Below are 21289 nucleotides of genomic sequence, written 5' to 3'. Positions count from 1 at the left end.
TTTAAAACTGGGGGAGTAGTGGGCCAGGCGTAGTGGGCACAGTATTTCAATTGAGCGATCTTTGCGAGAGACAAACTAAAGCATCACTTAGTCGATGGCGATAAACATCTTGATATCAATCGAGAGTTGATAGAGAGCTCGGCAAGCCCGAGGCTTGTCTAGCCTACATACAACTGATGTGCAGGTGCATCTGATTTTCAAGTAGCCTGGCTTACAGGCATGCCTGATTCTCGGGCACGCCTGATTTAAAGGTATGTCTGGTTTACAGAGATACCTGGTTTACAGGTGTATATCAATAAACCCCATTACTCAAGCTCCATAAATCCCAGTATTACCAGGCTGCTTGGCGAAAAATATCCAGTCCAGTCGGGATCTCTTCTGCAATCATGCACTGGGAGTTATCTGAGAAATAAGACAAAGCGAAGAACGTAATCTTAGTGGCCAAGGGGACGGTTCAAGGGGCGGTTGTTGCCATGAACAATGTTCACCGAACGTTTCCGCGGGCGGCTCTTAAATGACCTCCATTCCCGGCAGCGTGCCGTCTGAGAGAACGCCTCTGTCGCCAAGTCCCGAGAGAGTGGCCACCGCTGGGCGGACTGTTTTGCCTGCCCCCAAGGCGTTAACCGTCTGACTGCCGTGACGAGGTCAGGACGGTAACCGCCAGCGAGTCAACGTCTGTCTACAGGACGGCGCCCCTTCGTGTGCATTCCGCGTGCTCGATGCCTCCCCCCCCCAGGGAGGACGCCGAGAGGGGAGGTGTTCGTTATTTGCGATGGAGAATTTCTTAAATCACATGCTATTTTTGCTAGCTCTAGCAGAATTAGCAGCTAAAAATGAAAAACGAAGAGGATGTTGTGTCGATACCTCCCGCTGTCGAGCCCCTGACTTTTCACGAGGGTTGGCCCTGTTTCCGCGAGCACAGCCTGTTCGAGGCCGCGGTGACCGAGGCGTCTCGGGAACGGCAGGTGTCCCGAGAAATGGCCATGATGTGTGCCTTCGGCGCCATGGCTACGGCTTGCCAGGGGCATGTCGATGTACAGATGCCCACCGGCCATCAGGTCCCCACCTCGCTGATGCTGCTGACCATCGCGGACTCGGGTGAGCGCAAGACCACCACGCAGAACTATTTCTTCGGAACCATCAATGCCCTGAATGATGCGGCGCACCGGCAAAACGAGGCCGACATGGCGGAACACCGGGTCGTTCACCGCCTGTGGTATACGGACATGCGCCACCTGGAGCGCGAGTACGTCACCTTCCGCCGCCAAAACGACGAGACAGAAGCAGAGAAGGCCCGAAAGGCCTATGAGGCGCATGTCCGGACCGAACCCCGTCCTCCCCGCTCGGGCAAGTTCCTCTATGAGGACACCACGCCCCAGGCGCTGGTCCTGATGCTGCACGAGAACATGCCCAATGCCTGCATGCTGACCAGCGAAGCCAACAGTATTTTCAGTGGCAAGGTGCTGGGCGAACTCGACAAGCTCAACACGCTGTGGGATGGCAGCAGCGTGATCGTCGACCGAATCTCCCGGGAAGGCTTCACGCTCCAGAATGCTCGTCTCACGCTGGCGCTGATGGCCCAACCCAGTGTGATCGCCCGCTTCATGGGGCGGCGTGGCGAGGAGGCCCGTGGTACCGGCTTTCTGGCCCGTTTCCTGGTCGCCAAGCCCCGTCCGATGGCCGGTTCCCGCGAGCCCCGCACACTGTCTGAACTGCCGCGCCAGCAGGCCTTCAATGCCCGTCTGCGTGAACGTTTGGAGACCGGCGTCCCCCAGACGCGTCACATCCTGCGCTTTTCGGAAGCGGCCGCAGCGCTCTGGTACGAACACAGTCGATACCTCGAAGCGCAAATGCGGGAAAACGGCCTGTACCATTACGCCAAGGACCATGCGTCCAAGTTGCTGGAAAACGTCAGCCGTTTAGCCGCCATCCTGCATGCCTTCGAGTACGGCCTCGACAGCGACAGGGAGATTGATGCCTTCACCCTCACGTTCTGCTGGACGTTTGCCCAGCTCTGTTCTCAGCACTTCACCGAATACTTGGCGAACGAACCGCCGCTTGTGGCGGATGCGAACGTATTGGTGAACTTCTTGTTGCGAATAGCCGCTGAGGAGCCTCGAAATGATGAGGACGCTCGAAATAAAAAAGCAGCGAAGCACAAAGAGGCCTTGCGCGACAATAGACCACTGCCTTATGAACCACTGCCTAACCGTCTTCGTCCTGGCATACAGACACATTTCACCCTTACCACGATAAAACAACGTGGCCCCACGTGTTTCCGAGGGCGAGCCAATGCCGAACGACTGGAGGCTACCCTCGAACTGCTGATCAAGCTGGGGCATATCAAAAAGGAAGGCAGCCTCTATCGATTCAGCGAAGCACTTCTGCTGACATCTGGAGAGCCTCAGTTGAAGAATGGTGAGATCGTCACGATCAAGGAACTCCCCCTGTTCAGAGAGCAGGAGTATTGGATACCGGAACAACGCCGCGGGCTGACTCATGCCCCTTTCTACGCCATTCGGGTTGATTAGGCGCACACTGGCGCGTGCTATGTTTCTTACTGAATACACTTGGAATAGCGATCGTCGATATAATCGATGTCATTATTCCGCAAGGGATCCCATTCCAAAAAATCTCAGTCCTATATCACTGCCCTGACATAACCAACCACCCTGGAGGTTCTTTCATGTCATTGCAGTGTCCTCGCTGTCACTCTCCCAAGATTGCATCCCTGCACCCCGCCCTGAAGATCGGTGCCGTCATCGGCACTGTCGGTGGCGCGGCGCGCGGTGCGTCCGTTGCACTGGCAGGCAGCCAAGCCGGCGCGGCGGTCGGTGCCCTGGCCGGTCCGCTGGGCATCACCCTCGGCTCTTTGTCCGGCGCCCTGCTCGGCGGTCTGGCCGGTGGCGTCGGCGGCTGCGCCCTAGGCGCCCAGCTCGGTGATCAGTTGGATCGCCATGTGCTCGCCAACAACCTCTGTCTGATCTGCGGACACCGCTTCAACCTGCCGACCTGATCGGTTTCGTTCTTCTCGTTCTTCTCGCTCTTCTCGTTCTTCCCGTTTTCCTCACGTTCACTTCATGTCTTTTGCCGGTGCTGCGCGGTGCGCAGCGCTGTAGGCCGGCTCTTGCTTACAGGAAACCCATCATGGCTCATCTCATCGAACGCATGGCTTACATTGGCGACGCGCCCTGGCACGGCCTGGGTAGCCATCTGTCCCCGCATCAACCGTTGGAAGTCTGGCAACGTGAGGCGGGAATGGATTGGCAGATCCAGGAAAGTCCGGTCCATTTCAAAGCGGACGTGGTCGGTCACCTGGGCAGTATCCATGCCTTCCCCGAACAGAAGGTGCTTTATCGCTCCGACACCCAAGCGCCGTTGTCGGTGGTCTCTCAGCGTTACCAGGTGGTACAGCCGCGCGACGTGCTGGAGTTCTATCGCGAACTTACCCAGGTCTCCGGCTATGAGCTGGAAACCGCCGGCGTGCTCAAGGGCGGTCGCAAGTTCTGGGCGCTGGCGCGTACCGGGCAAGGGGCCGCGATCAAGGGCAACGACCAGGTCAACGGCTATCTGCTGTTGGCCACCTCCTGCGACGGCACCCTGGCCACCACGGCCACGCCGACCACGGTGCGGGTGGTGTGCAACAACACCCTGAGCATCGCCCTCGATGGCGCTACTCGCGCGATCAAGGTACCGCACAACACCCGCTTCGATCCGCAGCAGGTGAAGCAGCAACTGGGCATCGCCGTTTCGCAATGGGACGACTTCATGTACCGCCTGCGCACCCTGGCCGGGCGCAAGGTGACGTCCAAGGAGGTGTTGAGCTTCCTCACCACGGTGCTAGGGGATCACGCCTCCAACACCCAGCAGGCCAATGGCGTGCCGAACATTCGCGCCATGCAAAAGGTGGAAAGCCTGTACCAGGGACAAGGCCGTGGCAGCAACCTTGAGTCAGCCAACGGCACCGCCTGGGGTCTGCTCAACGCGGTCACCGAGTTCGTCGATCACCAGCGGCGAGCACGCAGCACGGAATACCGCATGGACTCGGCCTGGTTCGGCCAGGGCGCCGTCATCAAACAACGTGCGCTGGATGCAGCCTTGAAGCTGGTGGCCTGAACATCCCCGTCGCGTTCAATGCCACCCTTTCCTAAACGCCCGACCGGCTCTGCCGGTCGGGCATTTTTTATGTCCGGAGGAACATCCCATGGCTCATGCCTCTGCCACACCCGCCCCCCGAAGCCGGCCACGTCCCGCCCTGCGCCTGGTCGGCACCAAAGAGCTGTCCCGCGAGGACTGGCTGGCCGTACGCAAGCACGGTATCGGCAGTTCGGACGCTGCGGCTGCGGTCGGCCTCAACCCCTACAAGTCGCAGTTGGAGCTGTGGCTGGAGAAGACCGGCCGTGATGCCGGGCTGCCCAAGAGCGATCCCACGGATGAGGAAAGCCCGACCTATTGGGGCAACATGCTCGAGCCCATTGTCGCCACCCACTACCGCCGCCGTACCGGCAACCGGGTACGCCGGGTCAATGCCGTGTTGCAGCACCCTGATCCGAAATTGAACTGGATGCTGGCCAACATCGACCGCGAGGTCATCGGTGCCAGCGACGTACAGATTCTCGAATGCAAGACTGCCGGCCTCAATGGGGCACTGTCCTGGAAGGACGGCGTGCCGGTGTACGTGCAGTTGCAGGTGATGCACCAGTTGGCGGTCACCGGTAAGCAGGCAGCCGACGTGGCGGTACTGCTCGGTGGCCAGCACCTGGAAGTCCATCGTCTCGAGCGCGATGATGCGCTCATCGCTCAACTGATCGAGCTGGAACGGGACTTCTGGGGCTACGTGCAGAGCGATACGCCACCGCCGGCGGATGGCTCGGAGTCAGCAGCGCAAGCCCTGCGCTGCCTGTACCCGGAGGACCAGGGCCATACCCTGGACTTCACCCAGGAGCCGCTGCTGTCGGCAGCCTTCGACGAGTTGCAGTCCGTCCGCGCCAGCCTGGAGATTCAGGGGAAGCGCGAAGCCGAACTGAAGCAACAACTGCAACAGGCCATGGGGGAGGCCTGTCGAGCGCTGTTCGCCAACGGCTCGGTGTCCTGGCGCAAGGCCAAGGACAGCGTGGTGCTCGATGTACCGCGGCTGCTCAAGGAAAAACCTTACCTGCTGGCACGCTATCCCACCACCAAGATTGGCAGCCGGCGCTTCCTGATCACCTGATTTCGATTCCCTCATTTCCCTCATTTCCCTCATTGGCCATGCCGGCGCTTCCCCCGTGTCGACATGGCCCTTTTTATTCATCCACTGGAGAACCACCATGCTCAAAGGCTTGGCCATTACCCCGCCGGTGCTCGGGCGGATTTCCATCGGCAAGGTCGTCGAGAAGAACGGCAAGCGTTTGCCGGAGAAAGACGATCAATTCACGATTACCTCGCAGATCCAGTGCTGGGATGACTGGCTACCCCATCCCCTGGACGAGACACTGCGTAACACCCAGGACGGCACGCTTCGCAGCATTCCGATCCGCTTACTGTTCAACGCGCCGGAGCTGAACTTTCGTGCCGAGTACTGCCTGTTCGATCCGCAGTCCGGGCGGCCGCTGTGCGTCGGCAATGGCGAGACCTGCAAGCGCCGTGGCCAGGACGGCATCCTCGCGCATCCGTGCCCTTCACCCGATGGCTGCCCGCTGGCCAAGGGAGGAGCCTGCAAGCCCTATGGCCGTCTCAACGTCGCCATCGGCGACGACGATCCCTTGGGCAGCTTCGTCTTCCGCACCTCCAGCTTCAACAGCATTCGTACCCTGGCAGCCCGGCTGCAGTACCTGCAGGCGATTTCCGGCAACCGCCTGGCCTGCCTGCCGCTGGAGCTGTGCCTGCGCGGCAAGTCCACCTCACAGAGCCATGGCCTTCCCATTTTCTATGTCGACATCACCCTGCGCAGCGGGGTGTCGATGGAGGATGCCCTGCGGCAAGCCCGGGAGCTCGACGAGGCGCGCCAGGCGGCGGGGTTCGATCAGGCCGCGCTGGATAGCGCCGCACGGTGGTGCCTGGCCAATGGGGCTTTCGAAGACCGTGACGACGAAACCGGCCCCCTTGCCGACGGGGTGACTCCGGAGCCGGCTGCCGAGTCGCCGAAGGCGGTCCCGGCCGTAGAGCCTCCCAGCGGGCCGAGCACCACCCTGAGTGCGCTGTTGCACGCTCGCGCCAACAAACCCCGGGCCATCTGCCTCACCTCCTCGACCAAGAGGGCCACGCCATGAACCTGCTGCGCTTCCTGGGCTTGCTGTTCGTGTTCGTCAGCGTGTTGGCCGGCTGTGCCGGGGGGGTGGCACTGCTGGTGCTCATGCTGCGTTTCTGGCCGCTGGCACTGGCCATCGTGCTGGCCTTGATCCTGTTCCACCGGCTGCTTCAGCGACTTGGTCTGCGGATTTCCTGCTAGCCCCGTCACGGCATCAGCAGCAGCCACTCCGGCGCCTGCTCGCCGATCGCTCATTTCAATCTCCAGGAGTACTCACCATGATCACACGGTGCCTGATTTGTAACTCGTCCGTGGTGCTGTCCAAGGACGCCGCGAAAGCGCTGGCCCGGCTGATAGGCACGCTGGACGGCTTTCTGCGTGGCATCCAACACTCGCCGTCCCGGCAGCCGATCACGTCGGACCGACATTGCGAAAGTCCGCTGGAACAGGCCTTCAACCTGATGCTCGATGGGGTTTGCGGCGCGGCGGCGAACTGGAACAGCACCCGCGATTTCATTCGTGACGTGCGTCGTTTCCAGTTCATGGAGTACGACTGTCTCTGCCTGCGCTGCGGCGCGAAGTACAACGAACAGCCCGTATCTCACCGCTAGCGCGGCGTCACGTTCGCCACCGATCCTCCCGCCACCGGATTACCCGGCCACCGTGCCGTGATCCTTCCATTACACCCGCGCTGCAGCGCTTTCATCCACCTGCCGAGGTTCGTCCAGGGGGATGAATCTCGGCCCATTTCCAGGAGAAACACCCCATGGGCTGGCTCTTCTCATCCCATACCCGCTCCGAACTCATCCAGGCGCTGATCCGCCCCACAGATACCGCCCAGGCCCGTGTGCGGGTGATTGCGCACACCTTGCGCGGCAACGTGCTGTGGTCCGTCAGTGAAGTAACGGCGAAGGCGGCTGGGGTTCACCCGAGTCTCGCCCCCGGCGAGTCGCTGCGTTACATCCGCTGCGACCTGTTGCAGCGCAGTGGTGGCTCATGGGGCTACAAGGCCATGGACGAGTCCATGGCGCCCTACTATTACTCCTGCCCCCTCAGCTACCTCGAGATGACGAAGGCGCTTTCCATCGACTGGCGAGAGAAGGTCCGGGCCTATCACGCACGTCGCCATCACTCGGCAGCACGCTCACACCAGCCACGGGCTTGAGCCCACCCAACGCGCTTCTTCAGCGCAAGCATCGCCTGGCCCTCAGCGGACCAGGCCGCTCGTTATCCCCGTATTCAACGCTCACCCATGGAGTCCCGATGAACACCAAGTTCAAAACCGGCGAATCCGTCGGCACGTACATCGCCGAGGCCCCTCTGACCGAAGCCGACATCTTGACAATGGCCCAGCAACTGGCCCGCCGGCGATTCAGAAAAGGGCAACCCCTGCAGCATCCCAAGGCCGTGTTCAGCCATCTGCAGATTCTCTTGCAGGACCATGAACAGGAGGTATTCGCCTTGCTGCTACTGGACAATAAGCACCGGATTATCCGCTTCCAGGAGCTTTTTCGCGGCACGCTCGACACCACCTGCGTATACGCCCGCGAGGTGGTGAAGTTCGCACTGTCGTACAACGCCGCCGCCGTGATTCTGGTGCACAACCATCCCTCCGGTGATCCGCAGCCTAGCCAGGCGGACTACGCGCTGACGACCACACTCAAGCAGGCACTCGAGCTCGTCGGCATGCGCACGCTGGATCACGTCATCGTCGGGGGCGAGGGCTGTGTATCGCTGGCGGAGCAAGGGTATCTCTGATTGTCAGCAAGCTGGCATTGGTGAGTGCACCGCGCGCGATGAAGCAAACTCGACAGGAGGACAGAATGAAAAAACAGCCCCCTACGGACAACCTGATGGTTGTCCGTAGGGGGCTGGTTTATTTTTTGCTTCGTCTCGGAATATGGCAGACAGGTTGCTACTCATTGCTTAGCGACGCTGGGTGAATGGAGTCTGCTCGGAAGAGAAAGGATCAGCGCACCGCGTCGACGCGGATGCGCAGCGGCTGAGGATCGCTGCCGTCGAGCTTGACGCTGTGCCGCTCAGTGCTGATGAACAGCAGCTTCCCGGCATTCTCGATACGCGCGCTGACCGCATAGCTGTGGCCGGGCTGGACCCGCTGCGGGTCGTAATCGAGCTTGAAGGCCACCGGCACCTGCTGCCCGCCGGGCAGCGTCTGCGAAGCCAGCTCCACGGCCGGCGCATCGGCCAGGGAAACATCCTGCAGGCTCACCGAAACCTGCGCCCCCGGCGGCAACGCAATGCGCTGCAGGTAGAACACCTCGCCACTGAGCGAAGCGCTCTGCGAAGGCGAATTCGAAGCGCAGGCGGCAAGCACGCCGGTCATGAACAGGTGGGGGAGGGCGGTGAGCTTCATCGACGGATTCCTTCCGGATAGAACGGGCGTCATCCGACACCGCTTAGGCTCAAAGGTTGCGAGAGGGGTTGTAAGCGGAGGTTTCGCTGATCTGCAGCAAGCAGCCCCGCCGTTGCGGCGGGGCTGGGGGCTTACTCAGTGATCTTGCTGAAGCTGCCGTCGAACATGTCGACGTTGCGTCCGTCGGTGAGGGTATACAGCGAGTAGCTGCGGCCCAGGCGGGCGCCACCGTCACGGGTCAGCGGGGCCCAGGCCAGGTTGGCGCGGCGCATGGTCGAGCTGCTCATGATCTCGTCGAAGGGGATGGACACATAGATGCCCTTGTCGAAGCTACCTTCGCCGTACTCTTCCTTGGAGGCGGTGGTGAGCGTCACCCAGCCACCGAAGCGCACGCCGTTGCTGAACTCGCGCGACAGGTCGATGGTGGTGCCCCAGTCGCGGGCCAGGTAGCGGCCCACGCTGACCGCGGCCAGCACGTCCTGGAAGTCGGTCTTCAGGTAGCCGGTGACGTGGCCGGTGAGCACCTTGTAGTCGCGCAGGCCGAAGTCCTGCTCGAAATCGCGCTGGCGTACGTAGTTGAGGTCGCCACCGATGGCCCAGCGCTCGCCCAGCGGGCGATACAGCAGCTCGCCACCGACGCCGGCGAACATCGACTCCAGGTAGCCGCCGTAGACCATGCCGTACATGTCCTCGTCCAGGCGCTTGACCTTGTTCAACTGGAAGGTCGGCATGGTCACGTCCGAGGTGGTCCAGTACTCGCGCAGGTAGGTGCGCACGCGCGGCAGGTTGGATGGCGCGTCGTACTTGAACTTGTCGAAGTTGTTCAGCAGGTTGGCGCTGAGCGAGCCGCTCCACCAGGTGTTCGGGGTGAAGCGGTATTCGCCGTTTAGGTCCGCGGTGAACTGGTAGAGCAGGAAGCCGTCGGGGCCGCCGACGTTCTGCTTGTAGCCCAGGCCGAGGCCGTAGCTGAACGGATCCGGCTTCTGTGTGTAAAGCACTTTCTCCTGGTGCGGCAGCGGCCAGTTGCTTTCGGTGCCACGGCGCAGGTCGTCCAGCGGGCGGTCGTTGTTCACCACCTCGCGGAAGGTCTCACGCGGCACGCTGGTCTCGGTGACCGGCATGTCGTAGCGCTTGTCCACCACGGTGAAGTACTTGATGTCGTCATCCACGCTGTTGTCGAGGATGCGCGCCGCGCGCCCCACTGCCTTGGGCGGGTAGAGGTAGCGGGTCTGCTCGCCGTAGACGACGATTTCCTTGTCGCGTTGGGTGATGCGCTCGACCTTGTAGCCGGCGTTGTTCTGCAGGCGCCTGGATACGTTCGCCCAGTCGACCTGGTCCGGATGCAGGTCCGGTGCCTTGGCTGGCAGTTGTTCGGCCGGCGGGTCGAAAGTCTTGGCCGGCGCCGAGCGGGAAGCGAAGTTGGTGTGCAGGGTGATGCCGAACATGGCTGTGTTGCCACGCTCCCAGCCGGCGGTCAGGTCTACCGAGTCGCTGGCTTTGAAGACGAAGCCGAGGTTGATCGGGGAGCTTTGGTCCTGGTTGTTATTCAGGGGTTCGCGCTTGTAGTCGTTGCCGTCGTATTCCAGCTTGAGCGCCAGGCGATCCCAGGGGGTTTGCCAGAGCACGCCGCCGAAGATGCCGGGGGAGCCACGGAAATAGCTGTTCAGATCGAACGAGCCAGCGTCGCTTACATTTCCTTTGGGGACTGGGCGAGTGTCGTACTTGTCGTCGATCCAGCCCAGGGGGTTGTCAAAATCGCCCCGATAGCCAAGATAGCCCCAGGCCATACCTAGGCTGACGTCGAAGTTGCCAAAGCGCTTGCTACCGACGAAGTATTCGCTGGAGAACAAGCCGGTACCACCGATATCCAACGCACCTACCGCGACTTCGGGAACCCAGTGGCTCTCTTGGAGCAGGCGGAATTTGGCATCGACCGCCTTGTCCTTGTAGCTCTGGCTGCCGCTGAAGTCGTCCGCGCCATATTTGCGGTTGCTGATGGCGGTATAGCGGAACGAGGTTTCCAGCCAGTCAAAGGGTTGCAGCGAGAAACTGTAGCGCGAGTAGGGTTCCACGCGGTTGGCGGTGACGGCTACGTCGCCGGCAGGTGCCATACGAGCAGTAGGTGTCTGTAATAGCCCCATGGTGCCAAAATCGTTGCGGGTGTCGCGTGGCTCCGCGTGGGCCATGGCGCATGGCAACAACAGGCAAAGGGAATAGCGGAGCTTCATTGCGCCACCTCGGACAGCGGTTGGGTGGCGATGAACTCGGACATTTCTGCGTTGAGTTGCGGGAAGGCGCTGGTTGGACCCGCGACCTCGACCGGTACCAGCACGGTAGCGCCTGGGGCGACCAGTTGGCCCTCCTCAAGATTCCACAGAGCAGTCCCCAAGCGGGTGACTTGGCCGTCCGGTTGAATAAGGTAGATGTAGTCATCGTCCGCTTCTGCCAGAGGCGAGCAGGCTTTCACGTAATCGCGTGCGTGTTGCATGGGGACATAGGCCAGTCGGCAATCCGTCGAAACGGCACCGACGACTCGCACTGAATTCGGGCGAGCCGGGAAAATGAAACGATCGCCGGCCTGGACCAGGCTGTTCTCGGCTGCAGTGACTTCCACGGCAACAGGGTCGAGCAGGTGATTGCGTCGCCCGGTTACGGGCAGAGCCCTGATCCGGGTATACAGACGCTTCGCTAGTTCGGCCAGTGGCTGCTGCTGATCCAGCAATGCTTTCTGTTGTAGTAGCGACAAGTCGAAGAGAATACCGGCCTTCAGCCTTTTCTGGGCTGGCACCAGGGATTGCTGCTGCCAGGAGGCACCGAGCCAATAGCCTTCCGCATTGACCTGGGCGGTGCGGAATACATCGCCCAGGCGCGAGGTTGAGGTGACGGCTACCGGGCCGGGTCTAGCTGCGTCGCCGATGACCTGAACGGTTTTATCAGCATGCCCTTGGCTGGCAACGAGCAAGGCCAGGAGCGGGACAAGGCGCTTGAGTTTCATTGGGCGCCTCTGCGGTACGGACGCAGTTGGGTGATGGCCACCTGCAGGTCGGGGGTGACCTGTTGCAGGCTCTGCATCACGAAGCCGTCCTTGGGGTCCACCCAATACTTATTGGTGGCGCTGAAACCCAGCAAAGGTGCGCGAATTTCTTCGTCCACGCGCAGCAGGTCGTACTCGTGCTCCAGGATGTTCACGCGCTCCAGGCCGACCTTGTGGAAGCGACTGTGCAGCGGTATGCCCATCCGATAGCCGGTGGCCATGTCGATCCAGCGTTCGCTGCTGTGTCCGTCCGCCAGCTTGTGCAAACCGGTATAGAACGGCGAATTGGCACCCAGTCGGGTACCGGCCAGATTGTCGCCGAAGCCTGTGGTGCGAACCACCAGCCCGTCGCGCATTAGCACCACCTGATGGGTGGAGGCCAGCCAGTACTGCAAGTCGCCCTGCTGACGTACGAGCGCCATGACGGCTTCGCCGCCCTGGGTCTGCAGCTTGATCTGGTAATAGGGCACCGCATCGACTTGGGTCTGGCTCAACTCAAGAGGTTGGGGCCCCTGGGTCGCGGCGCGCAGGGTATCCCAGGAGGCGCGCATCAGCGGGTTGCAGGCGCATAGCGACAAGGCCACCCCGGCCAGGGCGGCGAATCGAAGGAGTTTCACTGTGATCGACCTGGGCTCAGTTTAGTTGTCGTTCAGGTCGGTCTTAACTCTGGCACCAGTACCCACAATGCTGGCGGAAGGAACCAGTTGACTGATAAAGCGGTTCCAGCGGGTGATACCTGCAGGACCTACATAGATCACATCCTGAGGCTCCAGATTGAAGCGCTGGGCAAGGATGAAAGCCGTGGGTGACTGAGCATCCAATTGGAATACTTTGGCTGGCTCGCGCTCAAGATCCTCGACACCGCGAATCACGTAAACCGCTTTGCCGTTGGCAGTGGTTTGATTGAGACCACCGACGGTACCCAGAGCGTCAGCCAAGTTCAGCTGCTTGGTCTTGTAGTTGATCGCAGCGGGCTTGGTGACTTCGCCCATCAAATAAACCTTGCGACGGTCGTTGTAAGGCAAATAGATCTGATCGCCGCTTTTCAGGTAAAGATTATAAAGGTCGCTCTGCGGGTCGCCAGCAACGTCAAGGTTCAACTCGTATTCACGGCCATCTCGCTTGAGGATAAGGCCGGCAAGATCGGCGGTCTCGGAGTTCACTCCGGCATTGCCGATGGCCTCCATTAAGCCTAGGGGCGTGGCGGTAATGGCCTGCGGACCGGCCTTCTCGAAGGCCCCCGTCAATATCACCTTCTGACTGGCGAAGCGCATGATTGACAGGTCAACTTGCGGGCTTTCCACATATTGGGACAGCCGGTTGGAAATCTCACTGCGAACTTCCTCGATCGTTCTGCCCGCAACCCTGATGGTTCCTATATAGGGATAGAACAGAGTACCGTCCGGTCGAACCAGGCGCCCGTTCGCGTCGATTTGCTGCTGCGAGCCTGACGGGGTAGTGAGTTCCGGATGATCCCAAACGGTGATGTACAGCACATCGCTGGGGCCGATGCGGTAGTCCTGTGGGCGATAGGCCAGCAGTTCGGCTGGTACCTCGTTTCCGACTTCTGTTGCGGCGCTCACGGCCAACAGCTTCGGGGTGATCTGGACCAGTTCGACACGACTGCTCTCGGCGGAGCCATCGCGAACGATTCGGCTGGTGTCCATATTCTGGCCAGGGGCGAACATGCAGCCCTGGAGCGAAATAGCGGCGGCGACGGCAACGGATAAAGAGCGAATCATGGGAAGGAACTACGCAGAAAGTCGATACGACAACGCCCAGAGGTCCTGGGAGCTGTGAACGGGGGTTATTGAAAATACTGGAAGGGCCCCTGCCGCCACACAGTGGCGGCAGGGGCAGGGCAGCTACAGGCTGGTATCAGCGAGCAGTGCCGGTGGTACCAGTGGTGCCAGTGGTGCCGGTAGTACCCGGAGTGCCGTCATGGCCACCGCCGCCACCGCTGTTGGAGGCGGCAACGCCAGCTGCCACTACGGCAGCACCGATACCGATGGCGCCACCTACGGTGACACCGCCGGCAACCGGGGTGGACAGGGTCAGTGGCTCGGAGGAGGACGGCGGGTTTGCCGGCTCTTCCGCCGCCAGCAGCGACGTGCTCAGGGTCGCCAGGGCGGCGAACGTCAGCAGTTTTTTCACGTTAAGACTCCTTGTGGGGTCGTTCCTTCAGAAAGAAGGAAGGTTAAGACTGGCACGAGGCCAGCGCAAGCGGAAAAGCCCCGGCGCCATCACAGAGATTGAATCCGGCCAAGCTTCTGGCTTGTCAGAATTTACCGTCTAGTTAATGGAGAGGTTCCGGAGCTTCTCGGCCTTCTGTTCTCTCAATAGGCGTTCTTGTGGATGAATCCCTTAAACACTGTGAGAAAAACGATTTTCAGATCCCACCAGAGGGACCAATTGTGAATGTAGGCTAGATCGTGTTCGACGCGCTTCCGCATCTTGTCCAGTGTATCCGTTTCTCCACGCCAGCCATTGACCTGGGCCCATCCGGTAATGCCGGGTTTGACTTTGTGGCGAAGCATGTAGCTGCTTATCTGCCCACGATATTCCTCGTTATGGGCAACGGCGTGGGGACGTGGGCCGACAATCGACATATCACCCAGCAGCACATTGATGAATTGTGGGAGTTCGTCAAGAGAGGTCCGCCGCAGGAAGGCCCCCACCGGAGTGATCCGACTGTCGCCCTTGGTTGCCTGGATAACATTCACTCCATTTTCCATGACCCGCATGCTACGGAACTTCCAGACTTCGATCGGCCTGCCGTCGACTCCATAACGCTTTTGCCGGAAGAATACCGGGCCCGGCGAAGTGAATTTTACTGCAGCTGCAATCAATAGCATTGGGACTGCGATCAGGCAGAGTATGACAGCCGAAAGAAAAATATCTTCCAAGCGCTTTATTACGCTGTTTACACCGGTCATTGGACTATCGAAGATACTTATCGTTGGCACTCCATTAATATTCTGGGTGCGTGCATGAAGCAATTCGAATACGAATACGTCGGGAACAATGTAAACGGATGCGGTCGTGTCGCTGAGTTGCTCGACCAACCATTTTATACGCGCCTCGCTACGCATCGGAAGAGTGATGTAGACACGGTCAATATGGCCGAGACGAGCTTGATTCACCAATTCGTCAAGGGTTCCGGAGACCGACAATTTGATGCTGCTGCCGGCTAGGCGCACAGGCTCCTGCCGACGATCATCGAAAAATCCCAGCAAGTCCAATCCCATCCAAGGCGCACCTGCGATATTGCTCGCCAGACGTTGGCCTAGCGGGCCGGCTCCGGCTATTGCCACCGAACGAGTATTGAAGCCTTTGCGCCTCAGTGTATTGAGTGAGATGCGAAGGACAATACGATAACCACATAGGCCTGTCAGTGCACAAACGAACCATGTCAGCATGGTAGTATCTTTAAGCGACGGACGATCCAGTAGGAGATAATCAGCAAGAAAAACGAAAATAAAGCTGGCTGCCCATATACTGCAGGCCTTTCTGATTTCCTCGCGAATCTTTTCCCCTCTCCAAGAGGCGTATAGTTGGCCAAAATCTGCAACTAGATAGAAAACGATCAGTGCCAGAAGGATGGCAATTATTACCGCATCTTCGAGGAGGGTGTCGGTGCCATGTAGTGCAACCGCCATTGAGGCGCTTATTACCAAAAGATCAAGTAAGCGTTGTAGGACGGAAATGCTTGCCTGATGTGGACGAAGGATTCCGCGATCCATGCTGTTCATTTGCTGTGACTCCTGGATGAGTCCTCAATGATTTTGAGTTTTAGAGGGAAGAGTTGCCGAGGGTGTGTCTATCAAGTCAACAGCCAGGTAGGAGTGCCTTTGGTTGCCAGCGTGTATTTCTTGGCCCGAAAATCCTTGTTCGGTAACCTTGGGACGCAAGCCCATAGAAATTACTGTGGTAGTTTCTTGCGGCCTAGAATTTTTTCTCTCATTAGCATCATGGTGAATTTCGAATTCGTCACTAAATATCGCTTCCACATGCGTCTCGGCTCCTGAATGACCCGATACAGCCATTCCAGTCCGTTTTTCTGCATCCAGAGAGGGGCACGGTTGACCTTGCCCGCGACAACATCGAAGGTACCTCCCACGCCCATTACAAAGTTCACGCCCAACTGATCACGCCAGCGGTTTATGAAGTTTTCCTTCTTGGGTGAGGTTATGGCTACGAAAAGTAGCTTTGCCCCGGAAGCCTTAATTCTCTCTACGATCGCCTTTTCGTCATCCCAGAAATACCCATGATGGAATCCGGAAATAACCAGTTCAGGGTACTGCGACTGGACGACACTAGCGGTACGGGACACCACAGACTCTTCGGCGCCTAGCAGATAAACGCCAAGATTGTTGGCTGCGCTCATTTGCAGAAGCTCGTGGAACAGGTCGACGCCCGCAACTCGTTCTGGAACTTCATGGCCTAATAGGCGGGCACCCCAAACTACTCCCATTCCATCGATGTTTATGATGTCACAAGACTTGACAGATCGAGCAAGTTGCTCGTCCGTTTGCATGTAAACTATTTTTGCGACATTCACGACCACATGCTGGACAAATTGTTCTTGAAGTATTCTATTCTTCAGCTCGGTGACAGTCTGGGCCATGGTCATTGTGTCCATGGGACAGCCAAGAAATTCAATTCTTTTCATCTTCGGTTTTTCTAAACGGTTGAGTCGGATCTTGCCCATCAGTGAAGTATGTATGCTTTAAGTTCTTTGTGCTCTTGGACGAACCTTTCTAGTCCATAGGTTTTAATGAGCGCATCGGAGCGACGAAGAATAAAGTCTGTATCGTTCAAAGTGGAAAGAAAATTTTGAGCCTGGTTAATCGCTGCCAGAAGCGTTGCGCTGTCATTGATATTGAACGAGTAGCTGAGAGCGTCGCTATCACATATTTCACTCAGCGAAGGAATTGCGTTGTGCAAAACAATCTTACCTTGATATATGCCTTCGATCGCCACTAGGCCAAAGCCTTCTTCTAGCGACGGAATTAACAGGGCTTGTGCATCCTTCAAGACTTCGAATGGCGCCTCTTGATAGCCAGAGATAATGACTTCGACATTTTTTGGCGTTGTGCTGGCAAGCTCCTTGACCTGTTGCATCAGCGGTCCGTCGCCGATTATCTGGAAAACTAGGCGTCCATTAATCTGGGAGGAAACTGCATAAATGGCCTTTATCGCGTCTAGTATTCCTTTCCAGATATTTAGTGATCCTACAAAGCCAATTTTCAATGCCGCTCCCGAAGGGGCGGAACAGGTCCCAATGCGGCTTCCGCCAATGTAGGGGTTTACTATGGTGGAAACTTTACTTTTCGCTATTGCCTGCTTGAGGATGCTGTCCCGGACAGCGCCCGATACCGCTACGTAGTGGTCACAGGGGAAGACCTTGTAGAGCCAGGAATGCCTTCTGTAATTGGCGTGTGCGTAAAATATCGTTTTAGTCCCTGCCGCTTTGAAAATCCACGTTAGTGGTAAGAAGCAGCGGCTGTGAATATATGCAAGGTCAGGTTTTTTATTCGCTATCTTGATTGTTATCTGGATTAGTGAAAATATGGTTGATGGCAGGATTTTTAGAGCACGGTGGGGCGGTGGTTGTTTTGATAATATTTTTTCACCTGGCGCAGCCAGTTTCTCGAGAATCTTCTGTGCTCCCCCTCTTCGGGGATCAGGGTTGTTGATGAGATGCCATATTTCATGAGGTGTAGAGTTCTGTTTCATGTTCTTCATCTAGTTTTCGGGATTTGTTGGATGAATATATGAAGGAGTTGCTGGCATCCTGCGATGCAATGGCGCTCGCCGAAACAAAGATATTGCCGCTGAGTGTTATCGGTCCCGCTAGGATCGAGTTGGGGCCAATGAATATTCTACCGTCCATCAAGGGCTGGTACTGGATACGCTCACCTTTGCAGGATGTTTTCCCAAGGTTTCCTCCTATCGTGACCCCTTGCATTATCTTCGCGTATCCCCTGAGTGAAACATGCTCTCCGATAACTATTCCCATAGGGTGCGGAAGATACAGCCCGCCGTACAGCTTGCAGCGCTGGTCGATATCAACCTTGAATAGAAGGAAGTTCAGCCACCAAATCAGTCGGGGAAGGACGGGGATCTTGAAAAGATAGAGCCTATGGGAGATTCGGTGCAAGGTTGTACAAATGAAGGACGGCGAAAGCATACTGGAGAAGATAGGTATTAACTTCTTACTGCGCTTTTTGTAGAAGAGTATGGTTTTTATATCCTCGGCTAATAGTCGAGTGAGCGAGTGTGCTTTCATATCTTGCTCTTCTTAGAAAGAAATAATATGGCATGTACATCCAGAACTTCAGAGTTGGGTAGAATGCCAGACAAATAATGAATAATATCAGTCCGCCGCGGATATGGATGTGCTGGCTAGGGGTGCGGAGGTAGGTGACGATAAAGTCGATCAGTAACAATGCCAGCCCGAATAGGCCCAGCTCAAAAATAAAGACTGGTATTTCACTTCCATCCCGGGCTGCTGGGTCTTCTTCGTATACCAAGGCCGAAAGCCGATTATTTACGGCGGTTGTCCCCCAGCTGCCTAAACCGTGACCGAAAAGGATTGCCGAGATATCTTGGTTGCTTTGGTATTCGATAACCCTAGTGAACGGGATCCAGCGAGATGCATAGTTGAGCAGGGTATCGTTGCTCTTGTCTTGGTTGATCGCGCTTCGATAGCTCAAAACGCTGATGAGTACGGAAAGAGCCAGTGCAGAATAGAGTGTTCCTTTCAGCGGATTCTTTTTGATAATCGGAATCGAATAGATGACGGCGAGGATGCCGATGGTGGTCAGTGAGCCATTCAACACCATGACCAATGCGGTCGCCGCCGCGACATAAGGACTCCTCTTTATGAACCCCATAATGTTGCTGCCGGTAAGGAGTAGGGTGTTGAACGACAGCGATATTGCGTACCAATTTGGCTCGATGAAGAACCCACGGAGGCGGAAGGATACCGAATACCCTTTCTCGTAGTGCTCCTCGTTGATGAAGCTTAATTGCATCCCGCCAAACTTGTAGAGACCGTACTGGATAAGTCCAGTAACGATCATAAAGACCTGGAAGTAATAGAAAAAGTTTCGCGTGGTGTATTTGTAGGTGATGTTTGCGAAAATTATAATGTTGATGGTGACCAGTAAGTATATTGTGATGTTTATATAGCCCGGCTGGAACATGATCGCTCCTGCAGCCAAGCTGTAGAAAATAAATAGAAAGAGTGTGCTCTCTCTACGTAGCGGTGTGATTAGGCTTGATGGTCGTTTGGTCAGGACCAACAGGTTGGTCAGGATTGCGCAGGCAATCCCGATGTGGAGTTGTACCGTCCCACCTAGCTTCAGCGCTGAGTCGAGAGCGAAGCTCAGATATATAAGAAACACCCATGTCGAGGTTTTTATGGTCATGATTATATGTGCCGACTTTTCGCGAATTTATTAGCCAATGGACCTCAAGAGGAAATCTTGCGAGTCACTGATGATTTTGCTAAGTCGGGGGCGTACGATACTGTATTCGATTGGTGTCAAATCTCGTTCGGCCAGAGCCTTGGGCGAGTCGACAAGCCTGTCCATAAGTTCGACCCGACTCAATAAAGTAGTTTGTCTGGCATTGAGATTTTCAATCAGGTGCGGGAAGAAGAGGAAGTCTTTTTCAAAGTTTATAGAGAAGGCGGTGCCGTGGAATGAGTTCGTCGCAATGAAGTCCGCCGACTGAATAAAGGTGAGCCATTCGCTTGGGCCTATGTCGAGCAGGTTGTGATCTGCGCTGGGGATTGGTTTGGAACCAAGGTGGTATATGGGAAGGTGTGTTTTCTTTTTTAGCTCCTTCACGTAGTCATCAAATTTTGCCAGCATCGGCCCCGAGCCGACTACATAAGTAGCTATATATTTCTCTTTTGGAACGATCGATGAATCGATCACCTCGCTGTAGTCGCGGATCAGAAGTGTAGGATCAACAACAACCTGGCTTCCAATCTCGGGAAGAAGGGTTGCTAGGTCACTGTTCAGTGAGTCTTCCCTGACCCCCATTGCGTGAAACTCCAATAGGGATTCTTTCACTTGGTCTATGAAGTCGGGCAAGCGCCGACTACCAGTGCTGGCTGCGAAAGCGATTTTTCTCGTGGAGCGAGGGGGGAAGTCCAAGAAAAAGGCTCTATCTGATTTTCCACCGGTTAGGTCGGGGTTCCAGATCTGGTCGCTGCCACAAATTATCGCATGAGCATCGTTGATGCTGCTCAAGGATTTCCTGGAGTAATATTTCTTTGCAGTCAACGGCAGGTGCGCATTCGCAAATTTATTGAATCTCTTGATTTTCGAGATTTTCTCTATGGTTTTTTTTATTCCCTTAGCTGGCCTGTAGCGCTGAAGGAAGAAATAGCTCGGAATATAATTTATTATTTTTGCTTCAAAACTGGCGTTCTCCAGAAATTTAGCTAGCGCATAGGCCTGGAGCGTCGCACCATAGTTAAGGGCACTCTGGAAAGTTATAGTGTATATTCTTCTCATTGTACTATGACGACTTCCGGCTCTATGGTGATATTAAATTTCTTCTGAACGTCGCTTTGCACACTCTTTGAGAAGTTCAGGATTTCTTTTGCGCTAGCATTCCCGTGATTCAGAATGATCAAGGGGCGTCGCGCATTTATACTGACATCGCCGATTTTCTTTCCTGCCCAGCCGCATTCTCGAATCAAATCTCCTGCAGATACTTTGTAGGTGCCAGGCGTACCCGGATAGAGAGAGATCTTGGGATATGCAGTCTTTATTGAGTCTGCAATGGAGCTTTTCACAATCGGGCTCTTGAAGAAACAGCCAACGTTACCTATCTTTGCTGGGTCAGGCATCGTCTTTCGCCTGATAAGGCAGACTAGCCTACGCTTGAGAGATATAGGGATGAGGTCGATATCCAGCAGAGTTCTGATATTGTCGAATGAAACTTGCGGCCGCCATTTCGTTTTTGGCCCGAACCTGAAATCCTTGGTTACGAGGCTAATGATTTTCTTGAATTCAGCGGCCACGCCACTTATTGATTTCTTGTCGCCTTTCAGGCTTCTGAGTAGGGCGGTCCGAGGTTTGTGGAGCTTGAAGTCGACGGAGATCACCAGCAGTTCTGGCCTTCGCTTGAATATGCTGTTCCGATAGCTGAACTCGCAATTCTGCTTGCTCAAGATGACCACTTCATTAGTGGCGAGGTCATAGCAGGTCACCTGCTCGATGAGCTCGCAAGCCTCTCTTCCATATGCGCCAATATTCTGCACTGGCGCTGCTCCTACGTTACCAGGTATCAGCGAGAGGTTCTCCAGGCCACCCCAGCCGTTACCCACGCAGTGGGTAACGAAGCGATCCCATTCGAGCCCAGCATGGGCGCGCACAATGATGCTCGATAGGTCCTGGTCAAGAAGCTCGATCTTGTCATTGCAGGGGTGTAAAACCACGCCATCGAATTTTTCGGGAAGGAGTATGTTACTGCCTCCTCCTAGTATCAGGACGTTGCGCTGGTCGAGTGATCTGCTTTTCGCCAGATTGTCCAGCTCCGACACTTCGGTGAATCTGAAGTAGTTTGTGGCGATGCAGTTCACGCCAAATTTATTAAGTGGCCTCAGGTTCTGGCTTTCAAACTTCAT

22 protein-coding genes are annotated in these 21289 nt (G+C 56.7%); 9 read left to right on the top strand and 13 right to left on the bottom strand.

The features are described 5' to 3' along the window. The first annotated feature begins 833 nt into the window (after positions 1-833). The 9 genes from M8R19_RS08195 (at position 834) to radC (ending at position 7987) form a co-directional block, all read left to right on the top strand. On the top strand, positions 834-2531 hold the full coding sequence (locus M8R19_RS08195; RefSeq protein ID WP_249917528.1) for a YfjI family protein: 1698 nt from the start codon (positions 834-836) through the stop codon (positions 2529-2531). Between the two features lie 155 nt (positions 2532-2686). Continuing rightward, positions 2687-3016 carry a hypothetical protein gene (locus M8R19_RS08190; protein ID WP_249917527.1) on the top strand — a complete coding sequence of 110 codons (330 nt, stop codon included), beginning with the start codon at positions 2687-2689 and terminating at the stop codon, positions 3014-3016. Positions 3017-3147: 131 nt separating this feature from the next. Further along, complete coding sequence (locus tag M8R19_RS08185; RefSeq protein WP_249917526.1) at positions 3148-4116, top strand: DUF932 domain-containing protein; 969 nt, start codon at positions 3148-3150, stop codon at positions 4114-4116. An 88-nt stretch (positions 4117-4204) separates the two neighbouring features. Then, positions 4205-5212 (top strand): YqaJ viral recombinase family nuclease, encoded by a 1008-nt coding sequence (locus M8R19_RS08180; RefSeq protein ID WP_249917525.1) that lies wholly within the window; start codon positions 4205-4207, stop codon positions 5210-5212. 97 nt (positions 5213-5309) lie between these two features. Beyond that, positions 5310-6251: a recombination directionality factor gene (locus M8R19_RS08175; protein WP_249917524.1), complete on the top strand. Its 942-nt coding sequence runs from the start codon at positions 5310-5312 to the stop codon at positions 6249-6251. Further along, positions 6248-6430, top strand: coding sequence for a hypothetical protein (locus tag M8R19_RS08170; protein WP_249917523.1), 183 nt, complete (start codon positions 6248-6250; stop codon positions 6428-6430). Before M8R19_RS08175 ends, M8R19_RS08170 begins: the two co-directional genes overlap by 4 nt. A gap of 77 nt (positions 6431-6507) precedes the next feature. Continuing rightward, the gene (locus M8R19_RS08165) at positions 6508-6840 is read left to right on the top strand and encodes a hypothetical protein (RefSeq protein WP_249917522.1); all 333 of its coding nucleotides are present in this window, start codon (positions 6508-6510) and stop codon (positions 6838-6840) included. 155 nt (positions 6841-6995) lie between these two features. Next, positions 6996-7394 carry a hypothetical protein gene (locus M8R19_RS08160; RefSeq protein WP_249917521.1) on the top strand — a complete coding sequence of 133 codons (399 nt, stop codon included), beginning with the start codon at positions 6996-6998 and terminating at the stop codon, positions 7392-7394. Positions 7395-7492: 98 nt separating this feature from the next. Next, positions 7493-7987: a RadC family protein gene (radC, locus tag M8R19_RS08155; protein WP_249917520.1), complete on the top strand. Its 495-nt coding sequence runs from the start codon at positions 7493-7495 to the stop codon at positions 7985-7987. A 211-nt stretch (positions 7988-8198) separates the two neighbouring features. Here radC and M8R19_RS08150 read toward each other — a convergent pair whose 3' ends face one another. The 13 genes from M8R19_RS08150 to M8R19_RS08090 form a co-directional block, all read right to left on the bottom strand. Further along, positions 8199-8603 carry a YbaY family lipoprotein gene (locus tag M8R19_RS08150; RefSeq protein WP_249917519.1) on the bottom strand — a complete coding sequence of 135 codons (405 nt, stop codon included), beginning with the start codon at positions 8601-8603 and terminating at the stop codon, positions 8199-8201. Between the two features lie 131 nt (positions 8604-8734). Further along, on the bottom strand, positions 8735-10831 hold the full coding sequence (locus M8R19_RS08145) for a YjbH domain-containing protein (RefSeq protein WP_249917518.1): 2097 nt from the start codon (positions 10829-10831) through the stop codon (positions 8735-8737). Next, complete coding sequence (locus M8R19_RS08140; RefSeq protein WP_249917517.1) at positions 10828-11598, bottom strand: capsule biosynthesis GfcC family protein; 771 nt, start codon at positions 11596-11598, stop codon at positions 10828-10830. Before M8R19_RS08140 ends, M8R19_RS08145 begins: the two co-directional genes overlap by 4 nt. Then, complete coding sequence (locus M8R19_RS08135) at positions 11595-12254, bottom strand: YjbF family lipoprotein (RefSeq protein ID WP_249917516.1); 660 nt, start codon at positions 12252-12254, stop codon at positions 11595-11597. The genes M8R19_RS08140 and M8R19_RS08135 overlap by 4 nt, the downstream gene beginning before the upstream one ends. 21 nt (positions 12255-12275) lie before the next feature. Then, positions 12276-13379, bottom strand: coding sequence for a polysaccharide biosynthesis/export family protein (locus M8R19_RS08130; protein WP_249917515.1), 1104 nt, complete (start codon positions 13377-13379; stop codon positions 12276-12278). A 136-nt stretch (positions 13380-13515) separates the two neighbouring features. After that, a complete protein-coding gene (locus tag M8R19_RS08125; RefSeq protein WP_249917514.1) occupies positions 13516-13791 on the bottom strand; it encodes a hypothetical protein in 276 nt (91 codons plus the stop codon). Between the two features lie 182 nt (positions 13792-13973). Next, complete coding sequence (locus tag M8R19_RS08120; RefSeq protein WP_249917513.1) at positions 13974-15389, bottom strand: undecaprenyl-phosphate glucose phosphotransferase; 1416 nt, start codon at positions 15387-15389, stop codon at positions 13974-13976. Between the two features lie 170 nt (positions 15390-15559). Further along, positions 15560-16309 (bottom strand): WecB/TagA/CpsF family glycosyltransferase, encoded by a 750-nt coding sequence (locus tag M8R19_RS08115; protein WP_502943059.1) that lies wholly within the window; start codon positions 16307-16309, stop codon positions 15560-15562. Positions 16310-16347: 38 nt separating this feature from the next. Beyond that, a complete protein-coding gene (locus tag M8R19_RS08110; protein WP_249917511.1) occupies positions 16348-17385 on the bottom strand; it encodes a glycosyltransferase family 4 protein in 1038 nt (345 codons plus the stop codon). Continuing rightward, on the bottom strand, positions 17351-17929 hold the full coding sequence (locus tag M8R19_RS08105; RefSeq protein WP_249917510.1) for a serine O-acetyltransferase: 579 nt from the start codon (positions 17927-17929) through the stop codon (positions 17351-17353). The genes M8R19_RS08110 and M8R19_RS08105 overlap by 35 nt, the downstream gene beginning before the upstream one ends. After that, positions 17856-19073, bottom strand: a complete 1218-nt coding sequence (locus M8R19_RS08100) for a hypothetical protein (RefSeq protein ID WP_249917509.1) — start codon at positions 19071-19073, stop codon at positions 17856-17858. Before M8R19_RS08100 ends, M8R19_RS08105 begins: the two co-directional genes overlap by 74 nt. 30 nt (positions 19074-19103) lie before the next feature. Further along, positions 19104-20171 carry a polysaccharide pyruvyl transferase family protein gene (locus tag M8R19_RS08095; protein WP_249917508.1) on the bottom strand — a complete coding sequence of 356 codons (1068 nt, stop codon included), beginning with the start codon at positions 20169-20171 and terminating at the stop codon, positions 19104-19106. Beyond that, positions 20168-21289 carry an FAD-binding protein gene (locus tag M8R19_RS08090; protein WP_249917507.1) on the bottom strand — a complete coding sequence of 374 codons (1122 nt, stop codon included), beginning with the start codon at positions 21287-21289 and terminating at the stop codon, positions 20168-20170. Before M8R19_RS08090 ends, M8R19_RS08095 begins: the two co-directional genes overlap by 4 nt.

Source organism: Pseudomonas sp. R3.Fl (assembly GCF_023516765.1).
In the GTDB taxonomy this organism is placed as follows: domain Bacteria; phylum Pseudomonadota; class Gammaproteobacteria; order Pseudomonadales; family Pseudomonadaceae; genus Pseudomonas; species Pseudomonas citronellolis.
This window is presented reverse-complemented; position numbering and strand designations above follow the sequence as displayed.